At 58.3% G+C, this 13,446-nt stretch carries 14 protein-coding genes and 1 pseudogene; 9 read left to right on the plus strand and 6 right to left on the minus strand.

Going from position 1 to position 13,446, the window contains the following annotated elements; translation table 11 throughout:
• The 3 genes from ACTHV6_RS10875 to ACTHV6_RS10885 all read right to left on the minus strand — a co-directional run.
• Nucleotides 1–1,115: aspartate aminotransferase family protein (locus ACTHV6_RS10875; RefSeq protein WP_441387582.1), on the minus strand; the 1,115-nt coding region annotated here is incomplete at its 3' end.
• Between the two features lie 17 nt (nucleotides 1,116–1,132).
• A complete protein-coding gene (locus ACTHV6_RS10880; RefSeq protein ID WP_441387563.1) occupies nucleotides 1,133–2,119 on the minus strand; it encodes a polysaccharide deacetylase family protein in 987 nt (328 codons plus the stop codon).
• A gap of 58 nt (nucleotides 2,120–2,177) precedes the next feature.
• Nucleotides 2,178–3,590, minus strand: a complete 1,413-nt coding sequence (locus ACTHV6_RS10885) for a purine-cytosine permease family protein (protein WP_441387565.1) — start codon at nucleotides 3,588–3,590, stop codon at nucleotides 2,178–2,180.
• Between the two features lie 186 nt (nucleotides 3,591–3,776).
• On the opposite strand from ACTHV6_RS10885, the gene ACTHV6_RS10890 reads away from it, so the two are divergent.
• Together ACTHV6_RS10890 and ACTHV6_RS10895 are read left to right on the plus strand one after the other, a co-directional pair.
• Complete coding sequence (locus ACTHV6_RS10890) at nucleotides 3,777–4,136, plus strand: Na+/H+ antiporter NhaC family protein (protein WP_441387567.1); 360 nt, start codon at nucleotides 3,777–3,779, stop codon at nucleotides 4,134–4,136.
• A gap of 126 nt (nucleotides 4,137–4,262) precedes the next feature.
• Nucleotides 4,263–5,378, plus strand: a complete 1,116-nt coding sequence (locus ACTHV6_RS10895; protein ID WP_441387568.1) for a baeRF11 domain-containing protein — start codon at nucleotides 4,263–4,265, stop codon at nucleotides 5,376–5,378.
• Between the two features lie 7 nt (nucleotides 5,379–5,385).
• Here ACTHV6_RS10895 and ACTHV6_RS10900 read toward each other — a convergent pair whose 3' ends face one another.
• Nucleotides 5,386–5,991 (minus strand): TetR family transcriptional regulator, encoded by a 606-nt coding sequence (locus tag ACTHV6_RS10900; protein WP_441387569.1) that lies wholly within the window; start codon nucleotides 5,989–5,991, stop codon nucleotides 5,386–5,388.
• An 86-nt stretch (nucleotides 5,992–6,077) separates the two neighbouring features.
• Here ACTHV6_RS10900 and ACTHV6_RS10905 point away from each other — a divergent pair, with 86 nt between their 5' ends.
• Together ACTHV6_RS10905 and ACTHV6_RS10910 are read left to right on the plus strand one after the other, a co-directional pair.
• Entirely contained in the window at nucleotides 6,078–7,025 is a 948-nt protein-coding gene (locus ACTHV6_RS10905) for an ABC transporter ATP-binding protein (protein ID WP_441387570.1), read from the plus strand.
• Nucleotides 7,022–8,587, plus strand: coding sequence for an ABC transporter permease (locus tag ACTHV6_RS10910; protein ID WP_441387571.1), 1,566 nt, complete (start codon nucleotides 7,022–7,024; stop codon nucleotides 8,585–8,587). Before ACTHV6_RS10905 ends, ACTHV6_RS10910 begins: the two co-directional genes overlap by 4 nt.
• Here the strand turns inward: ACTHV6_RS10910 and ACTHV6_RS10915 are convergent.
• Both ACTHV6_RS10915 and ACTHV6_RS10920 read right to left on the minus strand, forming a co-directional pair.
• Nucleotides 8,584–9,939 carry a D-serine ammonia-lyase gene (locus ACTHV6_RS10915; protein ID WP_441387572.1) on the minus strand — a complete coding sequence of 452 codons (1,356 nt, stop codon included), beginning with the start codon at nucleotides 9,937–9,939 and terminating at the stop codon, nucleotides 8,584–8,586. The genes ACTHV6_RS10910 and ACTHV6_RS10915 overlap by 4 nt on opposite strands.
• Before the next feature lie 46 nt (nucleotides 9,940–9,985).
• Complete coding sequence (locus ACTHV6_RS10920) at nucleotides 9,986–10,270, minus strand: hypothetical protein (protein WP_441387573.1); 285 nt, start codon at nucleotides 10,268–10,270, stop codon at nucleotides 9,986–9,988.
• 43 nt (nucleotides 10,271–10,313) lie between these two features.
• Between ACTHV6_RS10920 and ACTHV6_RS10925 the strand changes: the two are divergent.
• From ACTHV6_RS10925 to ACTHV6_RS10945, 5 genes and pseudogenes are all read left to right on the plus strand, one after another.
• Nucleotides 10,314–10,517 (plus strand): annotated as a pseudogene (locus tag ACTHV6_RS10925) (ACT domain-containing protein); the annotation flags it as partial.
• A gap of 110 nt (nucleotides 10,518–10,627) precedes the next feature.
• Nucleotides 10,628–10,873: a helix-turn-helix domain-containing protein gene (locus tag ACTHV6_RS10930; protein WP_441387575.1), complete on the plus strand. Its 246-nt coding sequence runs from the start codon at nucleotides 10,628–10,630 to the stop codon at nucleotides 10,871–10,873.
• Nucleotides 10,857–12,083: a type II toxin-antitoxin system HipA family toxin gene (locus ACTHV6_RS10935; protein WP_441387576.1), complete on the plus strand. Its 1,227-nt coding sequence runs from the start codon at nucleotides 10,857–10,859 to the stop codon at nucleotides 12,081–12,083. The genes ACTHV6_RS10930 and ACTHV6_RS10935 overlap by 17 nt, the downstream gene beginning before the upstream one ends.
• 278 nt (nucleotides 12,084–12,361) lie before the next feature.
• Nucleotides 12,362–13,060 (plus strand): DUF4232 domain-containing protein, encoded by a 699-nt coding sequence (locus ACTHV6_RS10940; protein ID WP_441387578.1) that lies wholly within the window; start codon nucleotides 12,362–12,364, stop codon nucleotides 13,058–13,060.
• Nucleotides 13,061–13,136: 76 nt separating this feature from the next.
• The coding region (locus ACTHV6_RS10945) for an aldehyde dehydrogenase family protein (RefSeq protein WP_441387580.1) at nucleotides 13,137–13,446 on the plus strand (310 nt) is incomplete at its 3' end.

The raw sequence follows: 13,446 nt of genomic DNA on the forward strand, positions 1-13,446 counted from the left end.
AGCTCCAGCCCAATACACAGGCCGTGTCCGCGCACATCCCCAATGTATCCGCCGCTTCGCCCGTTCTGGACACCGCCACCTTCCTGCAACCCTCTCAACCCACTCATGAAATGCTGGCCCAGCTGCGCAGTCCGCCCCGGATAATCACCCTCCACAAGTTCATCCAGTACCGCGAGCGCCGCTGCCGTACAAATGGAGTTGCCGGCCATGGTCAAGAGTGCCGAAGCAGGAGGCTCGTTCAGAACCCATGCTGGACCAACCGCTGCCCCAATGGGCAGGCCTCCCCCAAGGGATTTTCCAAAGCACACGATGTCCGGTGTGATTCCCTCATGTTGGTAGGTGTGCATAAGCCCTGGCCGCGCCAGTCCCATCTTGACCTCGTCCACCATGAGCAGCACGCCGTAGCCCTGAACGAGATCCGCAAGCCGCCGCAGGAAGCCCGCGGGAGGCACCACGAACCCGCCGTCGGACAGGATGGGTTCCACCGCAACAACGGCCACGTCCCCACCGTCTAGGGCAGTGCTCACTTGCGCCAACGCATCGTCAACTGATTCTTCGATAGTGCCCGCGTGAGGACGGAACGGGTTCGGATATGGGACGAACACCGCGTCAGGATCCGGCACCGCCCCGCCCTCCACCAGCACGCCGGAAACGGACTGGGCCAAGCCGAAGCCCCCGTGATAGGAGTGCTGGAAGGCAACCACTCGCCGCTTCCCGGTGGCCGCACGCGCGCATCGCAATGCCACATCACAGGCGTCCGAGCCAGCATGCCCAAGGTAGACGCGCCGTTCTACCGCCTCACCGGTACCGGATTCAACGCGTTCGGGTACCAGCTCCAGCAGCCGTTCGGCCAGTAGTACCGCGTTCTCGTGCATGATGGAGAGCCCAGAGCCGGGCTGGCCGGCCATCGCCTCAGCAACGGCCTGAGCCACCCGCCTGTGCCCGTACCCCAGTCCGGCGGCCGTCCACGTGGCAGTCAGATCAACGTAGTCCCGCCCGTTCACATCGGTCAGGTGCGCGCGAGCACCTGTGGCCATGGTTGCGGGAAAGAATCGCAGCTTCTCCACGCCGGCGATCGCCGCCGCGTCCCGCGCGATCAGCTCCTCATGAGTCATCTGGGGCACGCTCACTCCTATCGATTCAGCCGGTCATCCGGACTTGCAGGGCGCGGCACCTGTGCGATGAATTGTTCGGCAATGTCGCTGCGGCGAAGGAACACCACGCCATCCTGTCCCTGCGCCCACTCAATGAACTCGGCAAGGCCGTGGGTGCGCGCCGGGTTACCGGTGATGCGCGGGTGAATGCCGATGGACATCATCCGCGAACGGCCGTCTGCCTTAGCATCCTCCAGAAGCTGTTGAACAGATCGCTTCGTGACGTCCACGAAATCGGTGGGGCCGCCGAATCCGGTTCCCATGATGTAGCGGCAATCGTTAACTGCCAGAGAGTAGGGAACCACCAGATGCGACGTGCCGCTAATGAACGTCCAGTACGGCAGATCATCCCCGTAATAGTCCGAATCGTAGAGGAAGCGCCCGTCCTCCACGAGGAGCTCACGGGTATTGACGGACATCTCGCGGCAGTACCAACCCTTCGGTGTCAGGCCCAGCGTGGCGAACGTTTCCATCGCCAGCTCGATGAGCTCTTTCTCCTCCTCACGCGAATAGTTGTAGTGGTCAATCCACCGGTAGCCATGGCCCACCAGTTCATCGCCGCGAGCGATGATCTTTTCCGCCACCTTGGGATTGCGTTCGAGCGCCACAGCGGCACCGAAGACTGTGATCGGGATGTCGAAGCGATCGAACGTGCGGAACAGGCGCCAGATTCCGGCACGGGAACCATATTCGTACATGGATTCCTTCGCCAGATCACGCTGGCCCTCCACGTCAAATGGCAGCTCGTACATCCCATCGTTGGAGCCGTCGCCCATGGCATACGTGAGCTCAGAACCCTCTTCGTAGTTAATGACGATGTTGATGGCAACCTTCGCCCCGCCCTCCCATTCGATCGCGGGCGGGAGTTCACCGTAGCCCTCAATCTCACGGGCGGGCCCGGGCACGCCCGGAATGTCATCGTTTCGGAACCAGTGGTTCTTGGCTACTTGGGTGGGATCAGGCATGGTTGGTCCTTTCGGATCGGGTTTTTGACGACGACGGAGCCTCACGTACGCTCAACGCTCAGCGGATTCCGGCGTCCGCAGATTCGATAATCTTCATCTCGGGGCGGTTTGCCATCGCCTTCGAGAGCACAATGTGCAGCACGAACGTCACGATCAGCGCGCCGATTCCCGCTGGGAAATCGAGCGGCAGCGGCAGCCAGTACTGGAACACAACGCCCAGAACTGCGCCGACGAGGAAGGAGATGATCCCGGGCCAGCGAACCGCGGGCAGATCATCCACGTGCGCCGTGTCGTATTCGCGGCGCCTCACCACGTAGAAGTCAGCCAAGATCGGCCCAGCCAATGGCACGAATGCTGCGCCCAGGATCGTGATGAAATCGGCAAAGAAGTATTGGTAGAAGCCGAATGCACCGATGATCGTTCCAATGACGCCAACAGCGATCACGAGGGTTTGCCGTGGCGCCTTCCACCCCAACTGGTGGGCTGCGGGGCCTACGTACAGGGCGTTGCAGTACAACTCGGACATGTTGGTGGTCCACAGTGCCACCACCCACAGGAGCACACCCAGCAGGGTGAAGAGCCATCCCTTGGTTGTCATCCAGATGATGAAGTTCGGGCTACCGGTGGAGATCGCTCCGGTGTATCCAACAAGGTTGAGCAGAGGGTTGGTCAAGATGAAACATGCGCCCGCTCCTACCAGCACATGTGTGGATTTCTTGGCGAAGCGGAAGATATCAACTCCCATAATCACACCGGCGATCCATGCGCCGATAATGAGAGTCACGCCGGTCCCGATCGTCATTCCCTCGCGGTTCGCGGCTTCATCCAGTACGTTGCCAACTCCGCCGAACTCGGAAATCATCATGACGGCAGCAACTACGGCTACCACCAGCACGAACGGGGCAGCTGGTGCGGAAACACGCTCAAGCGCCACGATTCCCTTCCATGCGCTCCACGTGAAGATCGCTCCCCAGACAATCGCGAATAGAACGAATTCCAAGCTCAATCCGTTGAGCAAGATGATTCCTGATGGGCTTCCAAATGCGATCTCGAAGATCTCGCCCACCATGCCCACCATGGAGGCGAACCATCCAAGAGTGAGCAGTCCCATGATGATCATGGGGAGTACCATTCCCTTGATTCCGTATGAGAATCGCGAAACGAGGGACAGGTTAAGGCCCGTCTTCATAGCCGCAATTCCCAACGCATAGGTCAGGACAACAAGCAGCCCTTGGCCAAGAACGATTGTCAGGAGGGCTTGCCCGAACGGCATGCCGCCGCTTCCGTCCGCGCCGGCCAATTGGCCGCCCACGATCAGGCCTGTGGGTACGTAGCCAAAACCAGTCCAAATGACGAACTGTGACCACCATGTCCGGCGTGCGTTTCGCGGCACGCGCTCCAACATGAATTCTTCGGATGTTTCGTCCACCGCTGGTTTTTCTTGGAACTCAGGTTCCGTTTTCACACTCATGCTCTTATGCCTCTCCAGTAGGGAACGCCAACGCCGGGCGGAGGGCGTGACCTCCGATCTCCGGCACAGTCACCCTAAGAAGATCCACGTCACCGACGGGTTTCCGGAAAGTTACGATTCAGATTGGCATTCCGTAACATGAGATTCGGCGAGTTTCACACTGTGGTGAAGCTGCGTAAATGGTGCGTGACCACCACTGAGGTCGCAGCATGCGCATCAAGAACCTCCGATATTCTTGCCGCGTGTTACACGTCACTTCCACTGAGGATCGCTGATGAGTTCAGCCGCCGTGGCATCGAAGAATCCGAGTTCGATGTTTTTGTGCAGGCCATTCCCTTCCAGATGTATGCCATTCTCACTGTTGTGTCAGTTCCCGTCGTCGTCCTCGCAAAATGCGATTTCGGACCGATGCGCCGTGCAGAACGCAGGGTGGAAGAAACCGGTGAAAAGTACTGGCCCGGGTCAACTCCCCTGCGCGAAGAATCCGCAGACGTCACAAAGCAGGACGATCAGGCCCAGCCCGCGAGCAATCCGATGCTCAGCTGACTGTTGGACGATTTCACTCCCCGCGTGAAAGCTCCCGGTACGCCGCGGGTAGCCAACTCCTTCGTTAGACTAGGGAAAGTGGCGCTGGCCACAGCGTCGCACATCCGACGAAGTAGGTGAATGATCGTGATCAACTACAAGCTACCCACTATCGAGGATCTCGTTCGGTTAGGCGAACCGCATGAAAACGCTCTAAGCATGTATATCCCCACGAGCCCGGGAGTTGACGGCCGCGAAGTAGCGAACACACAGGCTAAGAGCAACGTGGATTCGGCGATACGAGCACTGCGTCACAAGGGAGTATCTGAACCCGTACAGGAGCAGGTCCGCAGCCAATGGAACGCCGTTGCCGATGACGGTGAACTGTGGGGAAATCTCTCGAACTCCCTCGTCATCTTTATCTCCCCGGACCATTCGGAAGAGTACGTTCTCCCGAACGTACTCGAATCCCGTACGACGATCGGTGGCCGGTTCGACATCAGCCAGCTTGTCCGAGCTGTCACAACGCCCCAACTAGCCTTTGCACTCACCATCTCAGGTAATGGCTGGAATCTCTGGCAGGCGACTGAGAACACGAGGGCTAGCGAACTGCCGTTGACCGGCGAGTATCCTGAGAATGCTGACGAATCAGCCAATCGTGCAATCATCCGCGGCCAGCGCGCACCGCGCAGGCTTGTGGGCGATGAGGGGCAGAATGTGTTCCTTGAGCAGTACGCCAAGACGGTTGCCGATGCCGTGCGCAGCGAACTCAACGTACGTGACCAAAGCGCCGATCAGCCTCTTTTCTTGTTTGCTTCCGATTCTCTCGCCGCCATGATCAAGGATCAGGACCTTCCGTGGAAGATCGTCCACGTCAATGGATCGCCGGATAATCTCCGACCCGATCAGATCGATTCGGCAATCCGCGAGCGTCTTGGGGCCCTTACCTCCGCCGCGCTATCCGAGCGCGCTGAGGCCATTGGTAACAAGAGCTCGGCTGGGCTTGCAGTCAGTGAAGTCTCTGATGTTGCCCGCGCTGCAGTGGCTGGAGCCGTCCGCGTGCTCTATTACAACATCGATACGCGAGCGACTGGCACGTTGGATGAATCGACCGGTGAGATCACGGAGGGCGAGGACGATCTTCTGTCCCAGCTTGCCGTACAGATCCTGAAAACGGGCGGCGATGTGCATGCGGTACGCGAAGATGAGATCACGGCTCAGGCGTGGAACGGAAAGTTACTTGCCGAGCTGCGGTACGCATAGTCCAACCTCACACGTCGGTGAGCCCTCTCATGGTGGCCAGCGCTTCCTTAATATAGGGCAATAATGGACCGGTGGCAGATTCGTGCCACGTCTTGATGGCGCCGATGAGTGCCCAGCAGAGAGCGCTAGTGGTAACTCGTGCGCGTATGAGAGAAACGCCGGTCACCTCTACCATCGTGGCCGCCAGTTCGTCGGCCACCTCGTCTACTCTGAGGTAGCCGGCAGACCGTAGAGACGAATTGCCTAAGAACAACCGGATGCGCTCCCTCGTTTCCGGCTCATCAGTCACAAAATGGTCATCCTCCACGAATTCGAGGACGGCGTCAGCGGCATCTAAAGGAGACAAACCTTCGCGCAAGAAGTGTGTGAGGGCGGCAACCACTTGGTCATCGTATTCGTCGCGCAGCACGAGCCCTTCTTTGGTGGAGAAGTATCGGTACACAGTACGTGGAGAAACCCCGGATGCTTCGGCTACCTGCTCCACGGTGACGTTATCGAAGCCATCGTTGAGGAACAGCTCCATGGCAATCGCTTGCACATGCCGCATCGTCTTGAACTTCTTGCGTTCACGCAACCCTTGAATGGGCGGTGCATCCATATCCCCGGTTTTCACGTAGCAACTCTATCCTGAAGGCGATCAACTGCGCCGAGATTACTCGGCTGGCAGTCACTGCCAGTTCCTGTGCTAGAGTTTTGATTATGAGACAGTCACTGCCACCTTTTCCGATCCAAGCCCGATCCTTAGTGAAAACATTCGGAGCCTTTCGGGCACTCGACCAGCTTGATCTGACCGTACAGAATGGCGAGGTGCACGGCTTTCTGGGCCCCAATGGGGCAGGCAAGTCCACCACCATCCGAGCCCTCTTAGGCCAGCTGAGGCTCGATTCTGGAACAGCGGATGTTTTCGGCCTACATCCATGGAAAGACTCCGTTGAGATCCACGCCCGCTTGGCTTATGTACCCGGAGACACCTCGTTATGGCCGGGGTTATCAGGAGGGGAGTGCATTGATGTGCTCGGCAGATTCCAAGGGAGCATGAACGCCAAACGTCGGGACGAACTCATTGAGCGCTTCGAACTGGAGCCTACAAAGAAGGCCCGGACATACTCCAAAGGCAACAGGCAAAAGGTGGCCCTGATCGCCGCTCTATCCTGCGACGCCGAACTCTATATTCTGGACGAACCCACGTCCGGCCTGGACCCCCTGATGGAAGCCATTTTCCAACAGGTGATTGAGGAACTGAACCACGAAGGACGCACGGTCTTGCTGAGTAGCCATATTCTCAGCGAAGTAGAGGCGCTATGCGACCGCATCACCATCATCCGCGGCGGCCGCACCGTATCCGCAGGAACGCTGGAAGAGCTTCGCTCAGGTACATTGACAAGAATTGAAGCAGTCGCACCGCACCGGGCCAGCGGGCTTCACAACCTCCCTGGCGTGACGGAGCTCGAATTCGATCACAGGGCACGCGGCGTTCGTACGAAGCTCATGGCAACTCACGCAGCTATGCCGGAGGCCGTACGGTTAATATCCGAAACCTCTCCATCTGATCTCGTGGTGAACCCTCCAAGCCTCGAACAGCTATTCCTCGAGCACTATCAGGAATCGCAAACTGAAAGCTCCACCGCGACGGAGGAGAAGCTGTGATCGGTCAGCTAACACGCCTCGGACTCCGCACCAGCTGGGTGAGTATGGTGGGGATCATCCTTCTGTGCGCCGGGCTAGTCTTTGCCGTCACCGCCTCGATCGACGCCTTGTACCCCACAGCCTCTGAACGCATGCTATATGCGAGCACTGTGGGTCAATCACCAGCATCGGTAGCCTTCAACGGGCGCGGATACGGACTCACAACGCTAGGCGGCATCGCCGCCTTCGAAATTGGATTCATGGGGCAACTTCTCATCCCAATACTTGGCCTATACACGGCGATTCGGCACACGCGACGTGAGGAAGAAGCTGGGCGGACCGAATTGCTCACCGCGAGCCGTGTTCCTCGGTTGGCTCCTCTATGGAGCGGGGCAGGGCTGCTAGCCATCACGTCACTGGGTACCGGGGTTCTCACCTGCGGTGCAATGATTGCAGCGGGCGCTCCCGCCAGCGGGTCCGTCTGGTATGCCGCTGGCATCACACTTCTCATGACCTTCTTCGGATCTATCGGCCTTGTTCTCGGGCAATTGTGCCAATCAACCCGCACTGCCTACCTGACCGGACTCGCCGTCACTACTGGGGCATTTCTTGTCCGTGCCTGTGTGGATGGCATGGACTGGCAGCTGACATGGCTCAGTCCACTCGGCTGGTTTCCTGAGATTCGTGCCTTCGATGGCCCACAGGTCTGGCCATTGGCCGCATTTGCGCTGGGCTCGCTTGGACTGTTCGCTGTAGCCACGACGATCGTCCGCCACCGTGATCTCGGCGCCGGTGTGCTCACGCCCGCGTCAGGACCCGAGTATGGAAACCGGTTCCTCGGAACACCAATTGGGATCGCGTGGCGCTTGAACCGTGCACCGGCATTCTCGTGGGGTGTGTTGTCCATCGTATGGGCTGGTGCTTTTGGAATCTTGACCCGCGAAATGGGACGTCTCATCGATGAGAACCCGATGTTGCTGCAGGCGTTGGGCCTCGAACGCGGCTCTGATCTGGTCATGACGATGGCTGTGGTGGTTGTGGCGCTGGCGTCAACCTCAATGTGCGTTCAGGGAACAGCCCGGCTATCCGCTGAAGAATCAGCCGACAGGCTCGGAGCTCTTCTAGCAACCCGCATATCTCGAACCCGCTTATGGATCGCTTGGTGGGTAGTCGTTGCTGCTGCCGCGATCGTGATCCTCATGCTCGGGGCACTCACTCTTGGAGTAGCCACATGGATTGCGACTGATGATTCCGGGGCGTTGGCGCGTTCGTTGGCTGTCGGGCTCGGTTACACCGCACCCGTCCTATTCGTGGCGGGATTTGCTGGCGCCTGCCGATCAATTGCGCCACGATTGACACCGCTAGCGTGGGCGCTTGTCGCGTGGATAACGGTCGTAGGTTTCCTTGACGAAACACTGAGGCTACCTGAATGGTCTCGGAACCTTTCCCCGTTGTATCTAGTGGGGAAACTACCGATGCAAGATCCCGACCTCACAGCTATCGCTGCCTTATCCGTTGCCGCGGCGGCCCTGCTCGCCCTCTCAGTTTGGACCTTCGCCCGCAGGGACCTGCGCATTCACTAATCGATATCCAGTTCTGCGCCCTTCGTAATGTAGGCTTCCATTTCGCCCTTCGGAACCATCGAACCGCCGGTGCACCACGCGATGTGGTTGGCATTGGCCATTGTTTTCTCGGTCAAGCCCAGACGATCAAGGTAGCCTGACGCTCCAGTCACGCGCACCGCACCAACCAAACTCGCGGCAGCGGACGGTTCAACGTCAATACCTTCAGTTTGATGGAGGAGGGCGATGAGCCGGTAAAGTTCGTCGTCGTCGATCGTGTAATACCCGTCAATCAAACGCTCCATGCGCCGCCCCACGAACCCAGACGGGCGGCCAACGGCCAAACCGTCGGCGGCGGTGACGTTGTCAATCCCGAAATCTTGGACCGACACCGCATCGTGCAAGCCCGTTTTCACCCCTAACAACATACACGGAGCGTGAGTTGGTTCGGCGAAAATGGGGTGGACCGCGTCCCCAAACGCGACTTTGAGGCCGAATGCGACGCCTCCCGGTCCCCCACCCACGCCGCAGGGCAGGTACACGAAGAGTGGATGGTCCCGATCCACCGGCAGGTCCAGCGCCTGAAGCTGCCCGGCAAGCCTGTGACCGGCAACTGCGTAACCGAGAAACAGATTCGGCGAGTTTTCATCATCCACGAAGTAGGCCATGGGATCCGATGCGGACTCCTCGCGTCCGGCCGCGATGGCCACCGAGTAATCTGAGGCATACTCCACCACGTTCACGCCGCGGGCGCGCAGCATGTCCTTCTTCCATTGGCGGGCGTCCGACGACATGTGGACGGAGGTCCTGAACCCGAGCTTCGCGCCCATGATGCCAATGGAAAGACCCAGATTCCCCGTGGAACCCACCGCGAGCTTGTGCCCGCCGAACAGCTCTCTGAACCGCGGGGTAGCAAGGACGCGATAATCGTCCTCGTAGGTGAGCATTCCTTCCTCGATGGCAAGATCCTCGGCGTGCTTCAGCACCTCGTAGATACCGCCGCGGGCTTTAATCGATCCGGAGATCGGAAGCTCGCTGTCCAACTTCGCCCACAAGTGTCCCGTCACGGGCGTGTTGTACCGGGCAGCTATCTCGTCCAACGCACCCGGGATCCCCACCAGCGGGGACTCCAGTATTCCTGCCGTCGCGCGAGTCTCGGGAAACGCCTCCTCGAGGTACGGTGCAAAGCGGCGCAGCCGCTGGGTGGCGTCAACGATATCTGCGGCTGTCAGGCCCACATCAGGGAGAGCCTCAGCCACGGAACTTGCGGCGGGATTGAACCAGGTGACTTCTTGGAGGGCAAGCAGCTTATCGATGATGGCGTCATCGGCCTGCCACTGGGCGACCGTCTTTCCTCCGAATGTCGTGGGCATGTGAGTCCTTTCAGTGGAGGCAGAGTTTGGTTGTGGACATATTCTGTCAAACAGCTGTCAGAAGCATGGTCTCAATGGGTTCGACCAGCCAGATTTCGAACGGGTCGTCCTTGATTGCGGCACGAGCTAGCGGGATTAGCGCATCATAGGCTTCGCGCGATTCGAAAGTAGCAATTCCCACGAGTGCATCGCTGCGTGAATCAGTCAGTATCTGGGATGATACGAACCCGTCATTACCCGCCATGGCTGCACCAAATCGTTGCATAGATTCGATCATGACCGCTCGGTGATCGGGCCGTGGATGGTGCACAGACATCAGGACAACGCTCATAGCTTCATAGTGCCCAGCACACGTCGGCTGCGTCAACGCTTCTTTAGCTCTAGAATCGGTGGGGCTAACAGCCGTTGTTTCTACTGTCCTTGCTGAACAGGAGATCTCGTGCAATGTGATCGCTGGGCTGCATCACGATCACTTACTTGTACCTGTTTCACGAACTGAACAAGCGGTCGCGTTGATCCTACAAATGAGAACGTCCTCAAATGCGCTAGATAGCGCGTTTACCGCGCCATCTTCTTAACCACTTCAACCGGCAAGAACCCGAGCATCAGAACAATCAGACATCAACTCCTATCTAAAAATCCCGATACCTATCGTGTATCCTGAAATTCCGATATGAGGAGGTGAGTAATGGTAACGCGTAAGGCGACACTTCGAGTTCCAGCCGATTTTGGACTTGCCGTACAACAAGCTCGGATGGCCCGCGGTCTGTCTCAGACTGAGTTAGCCGAACAACTTGACGTATCTCAGAGCGCTATCAGTGAACTGGAAAGTGGTAAGTCCACCATTCATTTGCGGCGGCTTCTACAGATGGCGCAACTGACGGGCGTTGAATTCACTGCTACGTGGGAGGACAAGGATGAAACTCGCTGTTGAACTCTATGGCGAAATCATCGGCAACCTAGAAGGTGACGCTCGGACATTCGACTTTAAGCCTACTCCTGAAGGAATTGAGCGTTTCGGTTCAAACAGCTCGATACTGTCCGTGTCCATCCCACTTTCGCACACGCCACGGCGAGATCATGCCCGCCGCCGCCGCAATTGGTTCGCGGAGTTGCTTCCGGAGGGCGATCAGCTCGACTTTATGCTCGCTCAAGGCGCTTTGCACCGAGATGACGTTCCGAGCTTTCTTGCACGGTACGGGCGAGACGTTGCCGGTGCACTTCAAATTTGGAATGTTGACGACCCTACAGAGCCAAGAGTTCCGGCCCTCGCCCGCCTCTCGGAATCAGACGTGTGCGAGCTCTTGAAAGACCCCCTTCGGTCACCTCTAGGCAATCAGGAACACGCAGGAAAATCTTCTCTCGGCGGGGTCCAACCGAAGATTGTTCTCACGAAAACGAACCACGGATGGGCTCAGGCACTGGGAGGATACGCGACTACTCATATTCTTAAGCCGCAGTTGCAGGGACACCTGAGTTCTGTCATCTTCGATGAGGAGTACGGGGCCCGCTTGTGCCGGCGGATAGGTCTTGCTGATTTCTCTACTGAAATTCAATCGTTCGATGGACTCCCAACGCTGGTGGTCGAGCGGTATGACCGTAACAGCGGGAGACGCGTTCACCAAGAGGATTTCAACCAAATTCTCGGAGCTCACGGTAATGAAAAGTATCAAGAGCTTGGCGGAATTGTGAGCCTAAAGCGAGTGGCTGAAACGATCAAGCGTTACACATTAGACGCGAGCTTGCGCCGGTTAGCGCAGATGGTCATCCTGTCAATTGCTGTCGGCAACCTAGATATGCATACGAAAAACCTCGCGCTCCTTCATTCGCAGGAGGGGAACGTTACGCTTGCTCCGGCATATGATGTAGTACCTCAGGTTCACATGAACAATGACGGCAAACTCGCCCTATCAATCAACGGGGTGTACCGCCATCGCGACATCACTCGCGACGATCTTATAGCGGAATTGGACGTATGGGGAGTTAGACAAACCAGTCTTCTCGTTGATAGAACCCTTAGAGGGCTCGCGAGCATCGTCACCAAAGAGGAGCCTATCGTGGGAGCATTTCCCAACCTTCAAAATCAGATCTTGGAGACCATCAGCAATCTCCAAACAGGGCATGCGGCAGGACTCCAGCGATGATTTGATCGGCGGTGGCCCACTCTCTTTCTAGGCGGGCCGCCGCCGGGCACCGAAAGATCCGCGCGCTTATGTCGCAACCGCTCAGTGGGCTATTTCGTGCGACTGTTGTTTTCGCGTCACTTCCGGCGTCACGTCCAGCCTACTGCGTCATGGCGAACCAGTGGGCCCACCGCGAAGATCCACGATTTGGTAACGGAAGGCTGGGGGCTACCTGAGCGAGTGCCGGCCAATTGTGCCGTTGCGATTGCGCTTGGGATTCTCCGGCGTAGCGTAGCCGCATGACCCAACAGAAAATGAACATCAAGAAGCTGGGTCAGGCTGCTACCGTGGCACTGGCCCTCATATCCGTGAGTACGGTGAGCGCTTGTTCATCAGCTCAAGAAGCTGATCCAACACCCAGCCCAACCACAAGTGAAACAACTCCAAGCGCGTCCCCAACGCCAACCGAGGCCGCGACTCCAACGCAATCCTCCGAGCCATCTCCCACGAGTGACGAGGGAGGCGGCACTGACGATGGAACGGCCCCGGCCCCAACCGGCCCAGGCAATCTCTGCACTGCGGACCAGCTGGAGGCCAGCCTTGGGGAGGGTGACGGAGGCGGTGCGGGCCATTCCTACCCGACCCTCATCCTGACAAACACGGGCGATACCGCGTGCGAGACGCGCGGCTACCCCGGGGTCTCATTCGTTGTGAACGGCGATGGCACCCAGCTTGGAGCCGCAGCCGAACAAGACTCCTCAGGCGCCGCGGTCACCCAACTGACCGTCGCTCCGGGAGAAGCTGTGTATTCACAATTGGATGTGGTCAACGCCCAAAACTACGATGAGGACGAATGCGATCCGCAAGCCGCAGATGGGTTCCGCATTTACCCACCGGGTGAGAAAGCCTCGATATTCGTCAAGGCCGATCAGTTCACGGGCTGCGCAAATGACAGCGTTGAACTCTTGAAGGTACAACCACTTCAACCTGCTGCCTAAACGTCGCCATAGTTTCTGGCGCAGATGGCCCCCAAAATCCGTTGATCCGCGCATGGCAACCAGCGATGATGGGAGTATGAAGGTTTCATGCCACGGGGACCCCCTTGAGGTCCACTCCCCCTTCGATGGCACTCTCGTGGGGACCGTCCCAACAGCAACGGAGCGGGATGTGGATGCCGCCGTCCGTTCTGCGCGATCTGCCCAGCGCGCATGGTCCCGCGTCGCCCCGCGCGAGCGCGCCCGGATCATCGCCCGGTTTGCCCGGCTGGTGCTCGATGAGGAAGCCCGTATTCTCAACATCATTCAACAAGAATCGGGAAAGAACCGACTCAGTGCCTTTGAGGAAGTCATGGACGTGGTGCGCCTATCCGCCTACTACGCCTCTC

The sequence above is a fragment of the Ancrocorticia sp. genome, from assembly GCF_052089425.1.
Taxonomy (GTDB): Bacteria; Actinomycetota; Actinomycetes; order Actinomycetales; family Actinomycetaceae; genus Ancrocorticia.

Bases quoted from the DNA above. Each gene is read 5' to 3' on its own strand.
- ACTHV6_RS10880 (WP_441387563.1), bottom strand. From the start codon at position 2,119: ATGCCTGATCCCACCCAAGTAGCCAAGAACCACTGGTTCCGAAACGAT.
- ACTHV6_RS10885 (WP_441387565.1), bottom strand. From the start codon at position 3,590: ATGAGTGTGAAAACGGAACCTGAGTTCCAAGAAAAACCAGCGGTGGAC.
- ACTHV6_RS10905 (WP_441387570.1), top strand. From the start codon at position 6,078: ATGAGACAGTCACTGCCACCTTTTCCGATCCAAGCCCGATCCTTAGTG.
- ACTHV6_RS10915 (WP_441387572.1), bottom strand. From the start codon at position 9,939: ATGCCCACGACATTCGGAGGAAAGACGGTCGCCCAGTGGCAGGCCGAT.
- ACTHV6_RS10920 (WP_441387573.1), bottom strand. From the start codon at position 10,270: ATGAGCGTTGTCCTGATGTCTGTGCACCATCCACGGCCCGATCACCGA.
- ACTHV6_RS10930 (WP_441387575.1), top strand. From the start codon at position 10,628: ATGGTAACGCGTAAGGCGACACTTCGAGTTCCAGCCGATTTTGGACTT.
- ACTHV6_RS10935 (WP_441387576.1), top strand. From the start codon at position 10,857: ATGAAACTCGCTGTTGAACTCTATGGCGAAATCATCGGCAACCTAGAA.
- ACTHV6_RS10940 (WP_441387578.1), top strand. From the start codon at position 12,362: ATGACCCAACAGAAAATGAACATCAAGAAGCTGGGTCAGGCTGCTACC.